Raw genomic sequence first — 15,881 nt, 5'->3', positions numbered from 1 at the left:
CAATAAATGAAGCGACAAAGATACCGCCGCAGGGACATCCTTCGCCTGCTGGGCACCGGGTGCGTCATCACGCTCTGCGTCGTGATCCTGCATGTCGTGCGCCCGGAGTTGCTCACCCATTTCGAGCGCAAGGTCTATGACGTACTGCTGTCCCAAACCAGTCAGCGGCCTCCGAGTCCTGTGCCGGTGCTCATTGCCATCGACGACAAATCCCTGACCGCTCTGGGTCAATGGCCTTGGCCGCGACATGTGCTTGCAAGCCTGATCACCCGCCTGCACGAAGCCGGCGCAGACATCGTGACCCTGGACCTGATCCTTTCGGCCCGCGACAGGACCTCGCCGCTGCTGGTGCAGGAAGAGTTGCGCCAAACAACAGGATTCTCGATTGATCTTGAAGGTTTGCCTCAGAACAGGCTGGACCATGACCGTCTGCTGGCGGAAGCTCTGGCGAAAATGCCGACCGTTCTGGGTCACAAGCTGCTCTTTACCCCCAATCACGACAAAGCCCCCTTCTGCGAAGTTCATCCGATTCTCTCCGGACAATCCATACCTGCCGGATTATCGCTGCACACGGCCGAGACCGCCGTCTGCCCCCTGACGATCCTGAACGCGGCCGCGACAAATTCAGGCTTCATCAACGCCCTGCCCGACTCCGACGGAGTCATCCGGCGGACCCCGCTCATTGCGCTGCACGCAGACAAACTGCTGCCAAGCCTGATCCTGGCCACGGTCATGACCCGGGGCGAAACCGCCGTTGGCCTGGGGCAAGATGCAGACGGAAACTTCGTCCAGTTAGGCCGCAAGCGCACGCACATCGACGCACAGGGCAACGTGCTGCTCAGATATCGAGGCCCAAGCGGAACCTTCACCACGTACTCCGCGACCGACATCCTCGGCGGCCCCCTGCCGGATTTGCAGGGACGCGTGGCCATTGTCGGACCCACAGCCTCGGGGCTTGGGGACAATCACGCCACTCCCGTGGACCGCGTCTTTCCGGGCATCGAAGTCCATGCCACCCTGCTCGACAACCTGCTCCAGAAAGACACCCTCATCCGTCCGGCCTGGGCCATCGGGGCGGAAGCATGTGCCATCGCGGCTGTAGGCCTCCTGTCGAGTCTGCTGATGATGTCCGCCGGTCCCTTGACTTGTGCGGCCGGCCTGCTCGTGGGGGCGACAGGGGTGTGGAGCGCCAGCCTCTGGCTCCTGAACGGCCCAGGCTACTGGATTTCGCCTTTGTCCACGGAAATAATCCTACTGGGCAACATGGCTCTTTTAAGCCTCATCAAATATGGCATGGAGGAGCGCGAATTGCGCATCCGCAGCAGGCAGCTGCTGCACGCCCAGGACGCCACCATCATGAGCCTCACCGCGCTGGCCGAAACCCGCGACCCCGAAACCGGCGGGCACATCCGGCGCACCCGCGAGTATGTCCTCGTCCTGGCCCGCGTCCTGGCCCGGAAACCAAAATTCAAAAAATATCTCGACCGGGATACCATCGAACTGCTCTACAAATCCGCGCCCCTGCATGATATCGGCAAGGTCGGCATCGCAGACAGCATCCTGCTCAAACCAGACTCGCTGACCCGCGAAGAATTCAAGGCGATGCAGCGACACACTCTCCTCGGAGCCGAAACCCTGGCCGAAGCAGAACGTCAGAGCACGGACAGCGGCGACCGTTCCTTCCTGGGTCTGGCGCGCGAAATCGCCCTCTCACACCATGAAAAATGGGACGGCTCCGGCTATCCACAAGGACTCAAAGCAGAGGCCATCCCCCTTGGAGGCCGGCTCATGGCGCTGGCCGATGTCTATGACGCGCTGGTCACAAAGCGCGTCTACAAGGACGCCATGCCGCATAAAGAGGCGCTTCAAATCATCCTTGCCGGACGCGGCGCCCATTTCGATCCGGACGTGGTCGATGCGTTCGAAGAAACACAGCTCGAATTCCTGGCGATCAGCAACCGGTACGACTAGGATCTCTCCGGGCCAAAAGCATGACTCCCCACGGGCTTGTCCTTCCACCCGCCCCCATGTATGTCCCGCTCTGCGGGCGGACGCGCCCTTTTCCATCCACATCCAGCACCAACACGAATCATGACCCTCTACGCCTTTCTCGGAGCCCTGGAACAGGGTTTTTTATACGGCATCATGGCCCTCGGGGTGTATCTGACCTTTCGGATACTCGACTTTCCGGACCTGACCGTTGACGGCAGCCTGCCTCTGGGGGCTTCGGTCAGCGCCGTGACCATCACCGCCGGATACAGCCCGTACCTGGCCCTTGCGCTGGCCTCGGCGGCCGGATTTCTGGCCGGAGCGGTGACCGCGATCCTGAACACCAAGCTCAAAATACTGCATCTTCTGGCGTCCATCCTGACCATGATCTCGCTGTATTCCATCAATATCAGGATCATGGGCGGCCCCAACGTGGCGCTCCTGGGTACGCCCTCGGTGCTGACGGACCTCGAAAACCTGGGGCTGCCGCTCTATCAGCTCACCCCCGTGTTCTTTTTTGTTGTCGCGGTCCTCATCACGTCCGGGCTGATCTGGTTCCTGCACACCGAGTACGGGCAGGCCATGCTGGCCACCGGCGACAACCGGCAGATGATCACCTCCCTGGGCGTGAACACGGACAACGTCATCATTTTCGGCGTGGGCCTCTCCAACGCCCTGGTCGCGTTCAGCGGCGCGCTCATAGCCCAAAACCAGGGCGCGGCGGACGTGAACATGGGCGTGGGCACCATCGTCGCGGGGCTGGCCTCGGTCATCCTCGGCGAAACGGTCTTCGGCAAGGCGACCATCGCCCGGGCCTGCATCGCCGTCATCGTCGGCTCTATCCTCTACCGCACCGCCATCGCCCTGGCGCTGGGGTCCAGACTCGGCAGCTTCTCCTTCACCCCCAGCGACCTGAACCTGATCACCGCCTTTCTGGTCATCGCGGCCCTGACCTCACCGATGCTCAAGCGGAGGTTCACCCGATGATACGCGTCCAGGCCATCAACAAGTATTTTCATCGGGGCAGCGTGAACGAAGTGCACAGTCTCCGGGACCTGTCCATCGATATCGAGCAGGGTGACTTCATCACCATCATCGGCTCCAACGGCGCGGGCAAATCGACCTTCCTGTCCTGCCTGGCCGGGACCCATGCCCTCGATTCCGGGAGCATCTCCATGGCCGGAACGGACGTGACCCGCTGGCCCGAACACAAGCGCGCCCGCTTCATCGGGCGCGTCTTTCAGGACCCGCTCATGGGCACCTGCGCCAGCGGTTCCATTGCCCAGAACATGGCCCTGGCCCAAAAAAGGGGCCAGCGGCGCGGCCTGTCCCGGGGCGTCAAGACGGCCGACAGGGAAGCCTTTCGCCAGCACCTGCGCGTACTGGGACTGGGACTTGAAGACCGCCTCCAGGACCGGGCAGGCCTGCTCTCCGGCGGACAGCGTCAGGCTTTGACCATGGTCATGGCCACCCTGGTCCGGCCGGAACTGCTGCTCCTGGACGAGCACACCGCGGCCCTTGATCCCAAGACAGCCGGGCAGATCCTGGAGCTGACCCGAAGCATCGTCACCGAACACGGCCTGACCACGCTCATGGTCACCCACAACATGCATCAGGCCCTGACCCTGGGCAACCGGCTGATCATGATGCACCGGGGTCGCATCATCTTCGACGTGCGCGGACAGGAGAAAGAGGAGCTTACCGTCGAGGTCCTGCTGGACAAGTTCCAGAGCCAGGCGGACGCGGAAGTTTCGGACCGGATGCTGCTGGGCTAATCTTCAGCACACTCTTTGCTAGGCCAAAAGCCGGCAAGGAGGAAAAATGAAACACGACACTCGCCTGTACCGCATCCCGCTCTTGACGGCCCTTGTGCTGATCATGGCGCTGAGCGTCTGGGCCCTCTCGTCCTGGCAGGGATATTCCGAACGCTCCATGGAGTGGCGGCGACAGCGCGCCCAGGACAGCTTCGCGACACTGAACGCGGTCATCGCATCCATGAGCAACGGCGAACTGACGGACTGGAAACAGGTCGAGACAGTGCTCTCAAGCGTCATTCGCGGTTCGCGCACCCTCTTTGTCGTGGTCCAGGGCCGCCACGGCCGTCTGGTCCAGACCGGGACGATGCCGGAATTTCTGATGACCAACAGCACCCGGGGCGAAATCGACACCGACGACATGTATGTCATGTGGTCTCCCCTGCAACCTGCCCACATCCCCGCCAACTGGGCCGAAGCGCTTGAATCGACCAACCTTGGCCTTGGCCTGTGGCCGCGCAGCAACCCGGTCATGTACCTGGGCTTTCGAAGCAACCCGGAAAACTTCATCTCATCCTGGTTCTGGCAGCGCCAGGGCCCCATCTTCGCCTCCGCCCTTGTTTGCATCCTGGCCGTCACGGCCGTCTGGATCACGGGCATACGCCGCCGCATTCTGGCCGGGGAACTGGCCGCCGAGCGCATCCGCAGCGCCCATCTGGAAGAACTCGGACTGGCCGCCGCCGGACTGGCCCACGAGACCAAGAACCCGCTCGGCATCATCATGGGCATGGCGCAGCAGATCGAAGCCCGGCATGACATTCCGGCCGAAAGCCGAACCATGCTCGGGCACATCATGGACGAGGTGGACAAGGCCTCGTCCCGCCTGGGAAATTTCATGAACTTCGCCCGCCAGCGCAAGCCAAGTATGGCACCCGTCCGCATCGACAAACTCTGCCGGGAAGTCGTCCACATCCTTGGGCCCGACTTCGACGCGGGCGGCGTGGACCTGCTCACCCAGGTCAAGGCCACGACCATCAGCGCCGACGAAGCCATGCTGCGCCAGGTGCTGGTCAATCTGCTGCTGAACAGCCTGCACGCCTCCCCGGCGGGCACGACGGTCAGGATCGTGCTCGGCAAACAGGAGCGCAAACTGTTCCTCGCCGTGGAGGATCAGGGTCGCGGCATCCCCTCCGATCTGCTGCCTGACATCTTCAAGCCCTACGTCAGCGGATCGCCCACGGGGCACGGACTGGGACTGGCCATTGTCAAACGCGTGGTCGAGGCTCATGGTTGGAAAATCAGCGCCGCCTCCACCCGGGGCCAGGGCACGACCATGACCATTTCCGGCATCAAACCCGCAAGAGAGGCTCCATGAAAAGATCCATTCTGGTCGTCGACGACGAGGTCCGTTACCGTGAACTCTATGCCCGCGTGCTGCGCGACGCGGGCCTTGAAGTGCTTGAGGCCGAAAACGCGGCCGACGCCCTGGACCTCTTGAGCCATGAGCCCTTGGACATGATCGTCAGCGATGTGCGCATGCCCGGAGAGACCGGGCTCGATCTGCTCCGCCGGGTGCGGACCGAAAAACCGGAGCTGCCCTTTCTTCTGGTCACTGCCTACGCCGACGTGCGCGAGGCCGTGGACGCCCTCAAGCTCGGAGCCGTGGACTATCTGGCCAAACCCGTGGATCTGGACGAACTTCTGGCGGCCGTGCGCGACACCCTGGGCGTGAGCGCGGACGCGGACCCGGAGATCCCCGCCGGATCTTTGGAGGGCATAGTGGCCGCAAGTCCTGCCATGCGTTCCGTGCTGCGCGACGCCTACCGCGTTGCCCCGAGCGACGCCACGGTCCTTCTGACCGGCGAAAGCGGCAGCGGCAAGGAGGTCGTAGCGCAGTTCATCCACCGCAACAGCGCCCGTCGCGACAAGCCGATGGTTCCGGTCAACTGCGCGGCCATCGCCCCGGCCCTTCTGGCCAGCGAGCTGTTCGGGCATGAACGGGGCGCCTTCACCGGGGCAGTGAACAAGCGCAACGGGTATTTCCGCGAGGCCCACGAAGGGACCCTCTTTCTCGACGAAATCGGCGACATGCCCCTGGAATTGCAGCCGTCCCTGCTGCGGGCCACGGAAACGGGACGCATCACCCCCGTGGGCTCGGACAAGGAGACCCTCATCGATTGCAGGCTCATCGCGGCCACCAACCATGACCTTGAAACCGACGTGGCCGAGGGTCGCTTTCGCCAGGATCTCTATTACCGCCTGAACGTCATCACCATCGACATCCCGCCCCTGAGGCAGCGCCCGGAAGACATTCCGCCCCTGGCGCGCGCCTTCCTGAACAAGGACAAGACCGAAGCACGACGACTCTCGCGCGCGGCAATGCAGGTCCTCGTAAGCCACCCCTGGCCGGGCAACGTGCGCGAACTGGCCAACGCCATGGCCCATGTGCGCCTGCTGAGCCAGACCGACGTCATCCTGCCCGAACATCTTCCGCCCGCCGTGCGCAAGTCCGCGGGCAAGGCAGCTCCGGCATCACGCAACGCCGAGCCGCAGGAAGCCCCGGCCCAGCCCAGGACCCTTGAACAGCACGAAATCGAGGCCGTCACCACCGCCCTGAAACAAACCAAGGGCAACCGCACCCACGCGGCCCAGCTGCTCGGCATCACCAGACGCGGACTCATCTACAAGCTCAAACGCCTCGGGATTGAATAGGAACGTTTTTTTCAGATGTGAAAAGAGTGCTCAAGCAGGCCTTAAGCGCACAAATTTTATCCACCCATCACTTTTTCCGGCGCCCCCCGGGGCCACATTTTTCCCGGAATGCGCCACCTACCCGGCTTGGCACGCCCCTTGCCCCGGAATCCTTCCATAACCCCGGGAGGAACCATGAACACCTTATTCAAAAACACACGCCTGCCGCTCCTTGCGGCCCTGCTCTGTCTTCATTTTTTCGCCGCGCCGGTCCAGGGGGCGCAAGGCTTGCCCCTGGATTCTCAAAATTCTGCCGAACAAAAAGTGGGAAAAAAGAATTCCCGCACGGACAACCGTAACCGCGCCGACTTCAAGGCCACGCGAAACGGCCACGACAGACAGGATCAGGGAGCAAGCCCAAAACAGCGCTCGCCGCGCGGCAAAAGCAGCCCTGACAACATGGGCAAGGCCCGGTCCAATGATTCTGCGGCAATGCAGCGTGCCTTGAGGGACACGCCAAAGTCACAGGCATCTGTGAGCCTCGGCACGGTGACTCCTCCGGCCGACTTGATGCGCCTTCACACGGGCCCGGAGTGGTCCAGGCATGATTCTTCCGATCAACACCGGGACAAGGATCGCCGCCACTCTCGTACCGTCGCCCCGAGACAGCAACCCCCGGTGCAGAAAAGCCTTGTCATCTCCCGCGAGACAACCAGGCATGATGACCGCCACGACGTAAGACGGCCGCAGGTCGACACGCGTTACGATTACCGGTCCCGGGGCGGCAGCGACAGGCACTCCACGCGGATTCGCCATGGCGGAAACAACCACCGGGCCGTGACCGTCAAGCACGTTGTCCACACGATCCCCTCACGCCACGCGGTAGTCCTGCACGGCCGGGACAGATATCATTATTATTCCGGCCGGTTCTACCGCCCCTGGAACAACGGCTTCATCCTGGTGCGCCCGCCGATCGGCCTGGTCGTGCTGAACATTCCGCTGGGCAGCCGCATGGTCATCTCGGCAGGCATCACCTACCATGTCTTCGGTGACGTCCATTACCGCCGCGTGCCCTCGGGCTACCAGGTCGTGGAACCGATACGCGGTCACGGCGCAAACCGGCCGGACCGGGTGGAGGTCATCATCGATCTCCTGAACATCCGCTACGGCCCGGACACGAGCGAGGCCGTCATCGCCCAGGTCGGCCGCTACACGACATTGCGCGTGCTCGGCAGCGCGCCGGGGTGGTTCTACGTGGAAATGGACGGGGAGGAAGACATGCGCGGGTGGGTCATGGAGCGCTACGTCAGCCAGGGCAACGCCCGGGGCTGACGCTGTCCTTGATTGCAAAAAAAACGGCCGGGAAATAATTCCGGCCGTTTTTTTCATTTTCAGCGCCCCAGACGTCGCATCAACTCAAGGGCCATGGCGTGGCGGTTGAAGGGCGGGATGATGTACACCCCGGCGAAATGGGGCCAGGCATATTCCAGAAGTTCCCAGGCGATGTTCACGCCCTCCTCTTGACCATGCTCTCCGGCGCGGGCCATGCGCTCACGGGTTTCGGACGGAATCTCGATGCCGGGAAACTCGTTGTGCAGGAACTCGGCGTTGCGGCTGCTGGCCAGCGGCATGATGCCAAGCACGATGGGCGCTTTAATGTGCCCCGTCGCGGCCAGGATTTCGTCCACGCGCTCTCTGGAATACTCGGGTTGGGTCAGAAAATAGCTCGCCCCGGCCGCCATTTTTTTCTCCATGCGCCCGACCTGCAGGGCCATGTTGCGTGTGTTCGGGTTGAAGGCGCCGCCGATGCAGAAATTGACGGGCAGACGCATGGAGTCCCCGTAGTGGTTGCGCCCTTCGTTGAACCCGGACAAAAGAGCCATGAGTTCCAGGGAACGCAGGTCGTAGACTCCCGAGACCCGCTCCGCGCTGCCGGCCGAAGGCGGGTCGCCGGTCACGGCCAGCACGTTGTGCAGATTCGACGCGGCCAGGCCCATGATGGTCGACTGCATGCCGACCAGATTGCGGTCGCGGCCCGTCATGTGCACCACTACCTCGACGCCGGTCCTGGCCCGGACCATACCTGCCAGCACGATATTGGACAGGCGAGGCACGGCCAGCGGATTTTCGGCGATGGTGATGGCGTCCACCCCGGCAGCGCTCAAGGCCTCGGCCGCGGCCAGGACCGGCTCGACATCCAGATGCTTGGGCGGGTCGAGCTCCACCAGAATGACCTTGCCTTCGACAAGGCGGCGGGACAGGCGCGTCGGTGCGGCCGTCTGCGTATTGACCTCGTCCGGCGATGCGGAAACGATCCGCGCTTCAGGAGGACCAGCGTCGAGGGCACGCACCAGAGCCGCGATGTGCTCCGGCGCGGTGCCGCAGCACCCGCCCAACAGACGTGCCCCATGCGCCGCGCAAGCCGCCGTGCGGCGGGCGAAATACTCCGGAGAGGACGCGTAGATGAGGCGGTCGCCCGAGGATTCGGGGAAGCCCGCGTTGGGCAGCACCGAAAGCGGGACCGTCACGGGGCCCAGCCCCTGCACCACCTCCAGGGCGTTCTTGGGACCGATGCCGCAGTTGAGCCCCACCACGTCGGCTCCGGCCCGGATCAGGGCGTCGAAGCATTCACGGGCCGTGCGCCCGGAATGAGTGCGTCCGCGCTGGGTAAAGACCATCTGTGCGACCACGGGCACGGATACCGAGGCCTTGACCCCGCGCAGGGCGGTCAGGAGCAGCGACAGGCTGGCGAAGGTTTCAAGCATGATGAAATCCACGCCACCCTCCACCAGCGCCAAGGCCTGCCCGCTGAAAATATCCTCCAGCTCCTCCTGGCTGATCGGATCAATGCCCATGCGTCCCAGCGGGCCCATGGCTCCGGCCACCCAGCGCCCCGGTCCGGCCTGACTACGCGCCAATTCCGCGCCGCGCAGATTGATCTCACGGGCCCTGTGCGCCAGGTCGAAGCGCCCGAGCTTGACCCTGTTGGCTCCAAAGGTGTTGGTCTCGATGATCTCCGCACCCGCGCCCGCATAGGCCTTGTGGATGGATTGGACCAAAGCCGGATCGGTCAGATTCAGGACATCGTAGCAGGACGAGCTGTCCACGCCGCGATCGAACAGCAGCGAGCCCATGGCCCCGTCGGCCACCACCACCCGCTCGCCAAGAGCCGTCAGAATGTGCTGCTTCACCGTCCGCCCTCCAGATCGGCCTGGCCGACCCTGTGCACGCCCACGACATCGCGCTGCACGGCACGGGCGTAACTGACCGCCGGGTAGCCGAACATCATGGCGTACATGGACCGGTGATCGGCCGGAATGCCAAGGGCCCGGCCAAACTCCGGAACCACGCTCTGCAGGGCCCAGCGCGCAAAGCCGCACCAGACGGTGCCAAGGCCCAGACTCTGGGCCATCAGTTCGAAATAGGACAGGGCGATGAACGGATCCGCGTCCGGAGCGGCCGAATCCTTGGGAGCGGAAGCGATGATCATGTGCGGCGCCTTACGGTAGATGATGTCCTTGCCCTGATCGTATGGGGCGACCATCTTGGCGAAGAATTCCATGCCGTCGGGCAGGCTGTCGTCGATCACGGCCTTGCGGATTCCATCCATGGTCCCTGTCCGGATCAGTTCCATGACCTGCGGGTCGTCAACCAGGGTGAAACGAATCCTGCGCTGATTCTTACCCGTTGGCGCATGGGCGACCACGTCCATGAGCCTGCCCAGGATATGCTCTTCAACCCGATCAGGACGGAAGCGGCGCACGGAGCGGCGGCTTTTGATCAGATTTTCCAGCGCATCCGGAGACGGGGGCAAAACGGGGGCACTCTTGTCGGGATCCTTGCCCAGAATGGAAAGGGCCGCTGTGGGACAGACGGCCAGGCAGTGCTGGCAGCCAATGCAATACGACTCCCGGTGCTCGGGGATGCGCGGCAAGCCGCCATCCATGTCTATGATGGACACCGGACAGTCGGCCGCGCATTCTCCGCACTGTACGCAACGGGTTTCGTCGATGATGAAATCAAGCATGCTTCCTCCAAAAGTCGTGACCTGTGAACAATCCCCTCCTACGGCGTGATCGGTGGATGCACAAGTGCGGCAAGAACACGCAACTTTGTTGCATGCACCTTGACTTCGTGCAATCCTGTTGCATAAATATCCTTCCAAAATCATGGAGGAAAAATGAGAAATAATCTTTGCCTGTTCACTGTGTTGCTGAGTTTGCTCGCAGTCTCGGCCCAGGCCGCTCCAACCGCCTTCGTGACCATAACCCCGCAAAAATACTTTGTTGACAAGGTCAGCGGCGGCGAGGTTCCCGTTTCGATCATGGTCGAACCCGGAGCCAATCCCCACGCTTACGAGCCAAGACCCAGACAGATGGCCGAACTGGCCAGGGCGAGCATCTACTTCACCATCGGCGACAGCTTCGACCAGACCTGGCTTGAGCGGATCATGGGCGCCAGTCCGGGAATGACCGTCGTGCACACGGCTAAAGGCATCGACAAGATCCCCATGAGCGAGGAACATGACCATGGCGAAGTGCATCACGACGGCGAAATGCACCATGACGGTGACGAACATCATCATGAAGGGGAACACGCCGGGGAGGGGCACGAGGCGGAAGCGCATGATGCCCATGGCGCTCGGCACAACGACCATCTCGACAATGAGCACGGCGCTGATCAGGGCACGCTTGATCCGCACATCTGGCTCGATCCCGCGCTGGTCAAGGTTCAGGTAGCCCACATCCGCGACGGGCTCAGCCTTGTGGATCCCGAGCGGGCGGCCTTCTACGCCTCCAATGCCGCCGCCTTCGACAAGGAGTTGGATGAGCTCGACCGGGAAATCCGGTCCATTCTGGAGCCGCTGCCCCAGGAAAATCGCACCTTCCTTGTCTTCCACCCGTCCTGGGGCTATTTTGCCAGGGCCTACGGGCTGACCCAGGCATCCATCGAGGTGGATGGCAAGGAGCCAAGCCCCAGGGATCTGGCGCGGATCATCGCAGCCGGCAAGGAATCAGGGGCCAAGGTTATTTTTGTGCAGCCGCAGTTTTCGCAGAAAAGCGCCGCCGTCATCGCCAAGCAGATCGGGGCCACGGTTGTGCGTCTCGACCCCCTGGCCGAGGATTGGGCCGAAAACCTGCGCAGTGCGGCCCGAGCCTTTGCCGACGCGCTCAAATAAACGACATCAAAACGAATCATGACACCGGGCCGCTTGAGGGCCCGGCATCTTCAACAAAGCAACCGGGAAGCGCATGAACACGCACGACCATTCCTGCTCCACCTGCTCCGGACACAGCCATCCGAACATCCCCGAGCCGCATTTCAGGCCCCTGCCGGGCACCGGAACTCCGGTCATCGAGCTTCAGGGCGTGAGCTTCGCCTACGACGATCGGGAAGTGCTCTCCAGCGTCGACCTGAAGGTCTCAAGCGGCGACTTCATGGCCGTCATCGGGCCCAACGGCGGAGGCAAGACCACCCTCGTCAAGCTTATCCTCGGGCTGCTCGCGCCCAAGGCCGGAACAGTGCGGGTGCTCGGCGCCGATCCGCTCTCCGTGCGGCCCGCCGTGGGCTATGTGCCGCAACACGCGCTCATCCAGCCGAGTTTTCCGGTAACTGTCCACGAAGTGGTCCTGCTCGGGCTGCGCCGCAAGGGGGATCTGTTCTCCACCGGGCGTTGGCCCGGATACCGCGCCAGGGACAAGGCCAAAGCCATGGAGACCCTGCGCATGGTGGACATGGCCGAACTGGCCACGCGCCGCTTCGACGCCCTTTCCGGAGGTCAGAAGCAGCGCGTGCTTGTGGCCCGGGCCCTGGTCTCGGACCCGGCTCTTCTGCTCTTTGACGAGCCCACCTCAAACATTGACCCCCAGGGCAAGGTCTGCCTCTTCGACCTGCTCTCGGCGCTCAGTTCCTCCATCACCATCGTCATGGTCAGTCACGACCTCATCTCCGCCTCCACGCGCATCTCAAGCGTGGCCGTGGTCAACCGCACACTTATCCAGAACCAAAGCCGGGAACTCACGCCATCCATGCTCGAACTCATCTACGGCACTCACGACGCATCCTGTCCCCTGGACACCTACATCAGGGAAATGTCCTCCATCTTCGGCCAGGCCGGGCCAAGGGGTTCCATATGAATTCAGTGCTGAGCATGGAATTCATGCAAAACGCCCTTATGGCCGGAGTGCTGGCAAGCCTTGCCTGCGGGATCATCGGCTCGCTGGTGGTCGTCAACCGGCAGGTCTTCATGGCTGGAGGGGTGGCGCACACCGCATACGGCGGAGTGGGCCTGGCCTTTTTCCTGGGGCTTCCGGTGCTGCCCTGCGCCGTGGGATTCACGGTGTTGGCCGCCCTGATCATGGCCCTGGCCTCCTTTGGCCGCAGCGAACGCAGCGACGGCATCATCGGCATCATGTGGGCCGCGGGCATGGCCTTTGGAATCATTCTATTGGACCTGACCCCAGGCTACAACGTCGACCTCATGAGCTACCTCTTCGGCAGCCTTTTGGCGGTGCCCGCAAGCGATATCTGGATCATGCTCCTGCTCGATCTCTTCATCCTGGCCGTGGTCCTTTTCTGGTACAAGGACTTTTTGTCCCTGTCCTTCGACATGGAATTCGCACGTTCCACGGGCGTGCCCGTGCGCATGCTCTACGTCCTGATGCAGGTCATGACCGCCGTGACCGTGGTCATGGTCATCCAGGTCGCGGGCCTCATTCTGGTCATCGCGCTTTTGACCATCCCGCCCATGCTGGCCGAGCTCTTCACCAACTCCCTGTGGAAAACCATGGTCCTCGCGACCCTGGCCAGCCTGTTTTTCTGCCTCTGCGGACTGGCGGTATCCTATCATCTGGACCTGACCTCCGGAGCGTCCATCATCGCCGTGGCCACGGCCGGATACATCGTCGCCTGGGGATGCAAAACACTTTGGCGGCGGACATGAAAGCGCGCATGTCCGCAAAGGCGGCCGTAAACCGCTTGAAGGAAGCCGGTCTTGAGAGCACCGAACACCGCCTGCAAGTGCTCATGGCCGTCGGCAACACGGCACACCCGTCCAGCGCTCAGGAAATTCTGGAAAAAATCAGCGCCAAGAACGATATCAACCGGGTCACGGTGTATCGCATCCTGGACCTGCTGGTGGAGCACAACGTCCTGAACCGGCTTGGGCTCGGCGAAAAATCCCAGCGCTTCTGCCTGCGAGACGCCCACGAAGACGAGCACCCGCACTTCCACTGCACCCGCTGCGACTGCTACCTCTGCCTTGATGCCCGGCAGTTGCCCGTGGACCGCCACGCCCTGGACGATCTCTCTCTCGACATCCGCCACGTCGATATCCGCCTGGAAGGAATCTGCCCCGCCTGCCAGAAAAAATTGCGCAAGCTGGATGAAGCGACACCTGCCACCAGTCCGCCTGATGCTCCCCGCCCGACTAGGAATGCATAAAAAAACCGGGCTTCTCACGAAGCCCGGTTGCAAAACCTTTTTTTCCGACACCCGCCTCAATACCCTTTGAGTTTGTCGATGTACTCGGGCAGCCACAGGGATATCTGCGGAATGTACGTTATGAGGATGAGGAAGAAGAGCAGAATCATGAGCCACGGCAGCGCCGCGCGCACGACCCAGGTCAGATCGCGCTTGGTGATGCCGGCCGTGACAAAGAGGTTGAGCCCGACCGGCGGAGTGATCAGTCCGATCTCCATGTTGACCACGCAGATGACGCCAAGATGAATGGGATCGATGCCAAGCTTGACCGCGATGGGAAACAGGATCGGGATCATGATCATGGTGATGGCCGAAGGCTCCATGAAATTACCCGCCACAAGCAGCAGGATGTTGACGACGATCAGGAAACCCCAGGCCGGCAATCCCCAGCCGACAATGGTCTCGGCGATGAGATGCGGAATCCGCTCCGTGGTCAGCACGTGGGCGAAGAGCATGGCGTTGCCGATGATGAAGAGCAGCATGATGCTGACCTTCGCCGCATCCAGGACCACGTGGCGCACTTCCGGATGGACCCAGGATTTGGGAATGGCCACGAAAGTCTGCCACAACCCGCGAAACAGGGCCGAGGACAGGGGCTCGTCCACCTTGCGCAGGGGCACTTCCTTGAGCGGCCCCATGTCGCGATAGACGAAGACGGCGATCCAGTAGGCGTACACGGCCGAAATGGCCGCCGCTTCCGTAGGGCTGCAGATGCCGCCGTAGATGGATCCAAGCACGATGACGACCAGCATCAATCCGCCCATGGCCGTGAAACCGGACCTGAAAACCTGCCTGAATCCGGGCCAGGCCAGAGCCGGATAATTCTTGATCCGGGCCACGATGTAGATAGCGATCATGAGCAGCAGCCCCAGGCAGATGCCGGGAATGAATCCGGCCATGAACAGACGTGCCGCCGACTCCTGGGTCGCCGCCGCATATACGAGCATGACGATGGACGGCGGAATGAGAATGCCGAGCGTTCCGGCATTGCAGATGACTCCGGCCGCAAAGGATTCGGGATAGCCCGAACGGACCATGCCGCCGATGACGATGCTGCCGATGGCGGCCACCGTGGCCGGTGAAGACCCGGATACGGCGGCAAAGAGCATACAGGCCAGGACCGAGGCCATGGCCAGGCCGCCCTTGACGTGCCCGATGCAGTCGAGGGCGAAATTGATGAGACGCTTGGCCACGCCTCCCGTGGATAAAAACTGGGAGGACAGAATGAAAAACGGAATGGCCAGCAGGGTATAGTGTTCGGAAACCGATTCAAAAAGCTTCAAGGCTATGGACGCCAGGGAATCGTGGGAAAAGAACAGGATGGTCGTGATGCTCGAAAGACCCAGCGCAATGGCGATGGGCATCCCCGTGGCAATAAAGAGGAAGAGCAGGGTGAACAGTGCCGCAGTTGTCATTCGTCGTCTCCATCCAGGGAAGTACCCTCTTTTTGCGCCAGATACATGCTCTCCTTGGCCTCATCCAGAAGCTTGAACCCTTCCTGTTTGCCTCGGATGACCGCCCAGAGGAGATCCAAAAGACGGATGGCGAGCATGACCATGCCACCAAAGAGGATGCTGTTGGCGATCCATTTGGGGACGGGAATGTCCTCAAGGTGGATTCCTATGCTTTTGAGCTTCCCAAGATAGGTCCAACTGCCCACGAGAAAAAGCCCGCAATAGAGCAGGCACAGCAGAATGGCCACAATGGAGATGGCCCTGCGCACATTTACCGAAAACAGCCTGACCAAGGCGTCGACACCGATGTGCGACCCTACCTTGATGCCATAGGAAACCCCGAACATGACCATCCAGCCCGACAGCAGCAGGGTCAATTCCTGGGCCCAGTGGATGCCCACGTTGAACCCGAACCGCATGAGCACTTCCATGAAAACAAGCAGCGTCATGGAAGCAAGGAGGAGGGAAATGATCCCCTCCTCCACTTTGTTGATAAGTGTATTCATGATCT

14 protein-coding genes are annotated in these 15,881 nt (G+C 62.1%); 10 read left to right on the top strand and 4 right to left on the bottom strand.

The window, feature by feature from the left end; genetic code table 11:
• Positions 1–6: 6 nt before the first annotated feature.
• The 6 genes from H4684_RS00635 (at position 7) to H4684_RS00610 (ending at position 7,766) form a co-directional block, all read left to right on the top strand.
• Complete coding sequence (locus H4684_RS00635) at positions 7–1,971, top strand: CHASE2 domain-containing protein (protein ID WP_192622502.1); 1,965 nt, start codon at positions 7–9, stop codon at positions 1,969–1,971.
• A gap of 120 nt (positions 1,972–2,091) precedes the next feature.
• The gene (locus H4684_RS00630) at positions 2,092–2,976 is read left to right on the top strand and encodes an ABC transporter permease (protein ID WP_092188249.1); all 885 of its coding nucleotides are present in this window, start codon (positions 2,092–2,094) and stop codon (positions 2,974–2,976) included.
• Positions 2,973–3,764: an ABC transporter ATP-binding protein gene (locus H4684_RS00625; protein WP_092188251.1), complete on the top strand. Its 792-nt coding sequence runs from the start codon at positions 2,973–2,975 to the stop codon at positions 3,762–3,764. Before H4684_RS00630 ends, H4684_RS00625 begins: the two co-directional genes overlap by 4 nt.
• Positions 3,765–3,810: 46 nt before the next feature.
• Positions 3,811–5,118 carry a sensor histidine kinase gene (locus H4684_RS00620; protein ID WP_192622501.1) on the top strand — a complete coding sequence of 436 codons (1,308 nt, stop codon included), beginning with the start codon at positions 3,811–3,813 and terminating at the stop codon, positions 5,116–5,118.
• Entirely contained in the window at positions 5,115–6,455 is a 1,341-nt protein-coding gene (locus H4684_RS00615; RefSeq protein WP_192622500.1) for a sigma-54-dependent transcriptional regulator, read from the top strand. Before H4684_RS00620 ends, H4684_RS00615 begins: the two co-directional genes overlap by 4 nt.
• A 174-nt stretch (positions 6,456–6,629) precedes the next feature.
• On the top strand, positions 6,630–7,766 hold the full coding sequence (locus tag H4684_RS00610) for a DUF6515 family protein (RefSeq protein ID WP_192622499.1): 1,137 nt from the start codon (positions 6,630–6,632) through the stop codon (positions 7,764–7,766).
• 59 nt (positions 7,767–7,825) lie between these two features.
• Here H4684_RS00610 and H4684_RS00605 read toward each other — a convergent pair whose 3' ends face one another.
• Both H4684_RS00605 and H4684_RS00600 read right to left on the bottom strand, forming a co-directional pair.
• Entirely contained in the window at positions 7,826–9,625 is a 1,800-nt protein-coding gene (locus tag H4684_RS00605; RefSeq protein ID WP_192622498.1) for a bifunctional homocysteine S-methyltransferase/methylenetetrahydrofolate reductase, read from the bottom strand.
• On the bottom strand, positions 9,622–10,461 hold the full coding sequence (locus H4684_RS00600) for a nitroreductase family protein (protein ID WP_192622497.1): 840 nt from the start codon (positions 10,459–10,461) through the stop codon (positions 9,622–9,624). Before H4684_RS00600 ends, H4684_RS00605 begins: the two co-directional genes overlap by 4 nt.
• Positions 10,462–10,614: 153 nt before the next feature.
• Between H4684_RS00600 and H4684_RS00595 the strand changes: the two genes are divergently transcribed.
• The 4 genes from H4684_RS00595 (at position 10,615) to H4684_RS00580 (ending at position 13,877) form a co-directional block, all read left to right on the top strand.
• Positions 10,615–11,613: a metal ABC transporter solute-binding protein, Zn/Mn family gene (locus H4684_RS00595; protein ID WP_192622496.1), complete on the top strand. Its 999-nt coding sequence runs from the start codon at positions 10,615–10,617 to the stop codon at positions 11,611–11,613.
• 73 nt (positions 11,614–11,686) lie between these two features.
• On the top strand, positions 11,687–12,571 hold the full coding sequence (locus H4684_RS00590; RefSeq protein WP_192622495.1) for a metal ABC transporter ATP-binding protein: 885 nt from the start codon (positions 11,687–11,689) through the stop codon (positions 12,569–12,571).
• Complete coding sequence (locus tag H4684_RS00585; RefSeq protein ID WP_192622494.1) at positions 12,568–13,377, top strand: metal ABC transporter permease; 810 nt, start codon at positions 12,568–12,570, stop codon at positions 13,375–13,377. Before H4684_RS00590 ends, H4684_RS00585 begins: the two co-directional genes overlap by 4 nt.
• Complete coding sequence (locus tag H4684_RS00580) at positions 13,374–13,877, top strand: Fur family transcriptional regulator (protein WP_192622493.1); 504 nt, start codon at positions 13,374–13,376, stop codon at positions 13,875–13,877. The genes H4684_RS00585 and H4684_RS00580 overlap by 4 nt, the downstream gene beginning before the upstream one ends.
• 56 nt (positions 13,878–13,933) lie before the next feature.
• On the opposite strand, the gene H4684_RS00575 is transcribed toward H4684_RS00580, so the two are convergent.
• A complete protein-coding gene (locus H4684_RS00575) occupies positions 13,934–15,331 on the bottom strand; it encodes a TRAP transporter large permease (RefSeq protein WP_192622492.1) in 1,398 nt (465 codons plus the stop codon).
• Entirely contained in the window at positions 15,328–15,876 is a 549-nt protein-coding gene (locus tag H4684_RS00570; RefSeq protein WP_092188273.1) for a TRAP transporter small permease, read from the bottom strand. Before H4684_RS00570 ends, H4684_RS00575 begins: the two co-directional genes overlap by 4 nt.
• Between the last annotated feature and the right edge of the window lie 5 nt (positions 15,877–15,881).

The sequence above is a fragment of the Desulfomicrobium macestii genome, assembly GCF_014873765.1.
Taxonomy (GTDB): Bacteria; Desulfobacterota; Desulfovibrionia; order Desulfovibrionales; family Desulfomicrobiaceae; genus Desulfomicrobium; species Desulfomicrobium macestii.
Note: the sequence above shows the minus strand (reverse complement) of the source record. Positions and strands in the feature narration are given on the sequence as shown.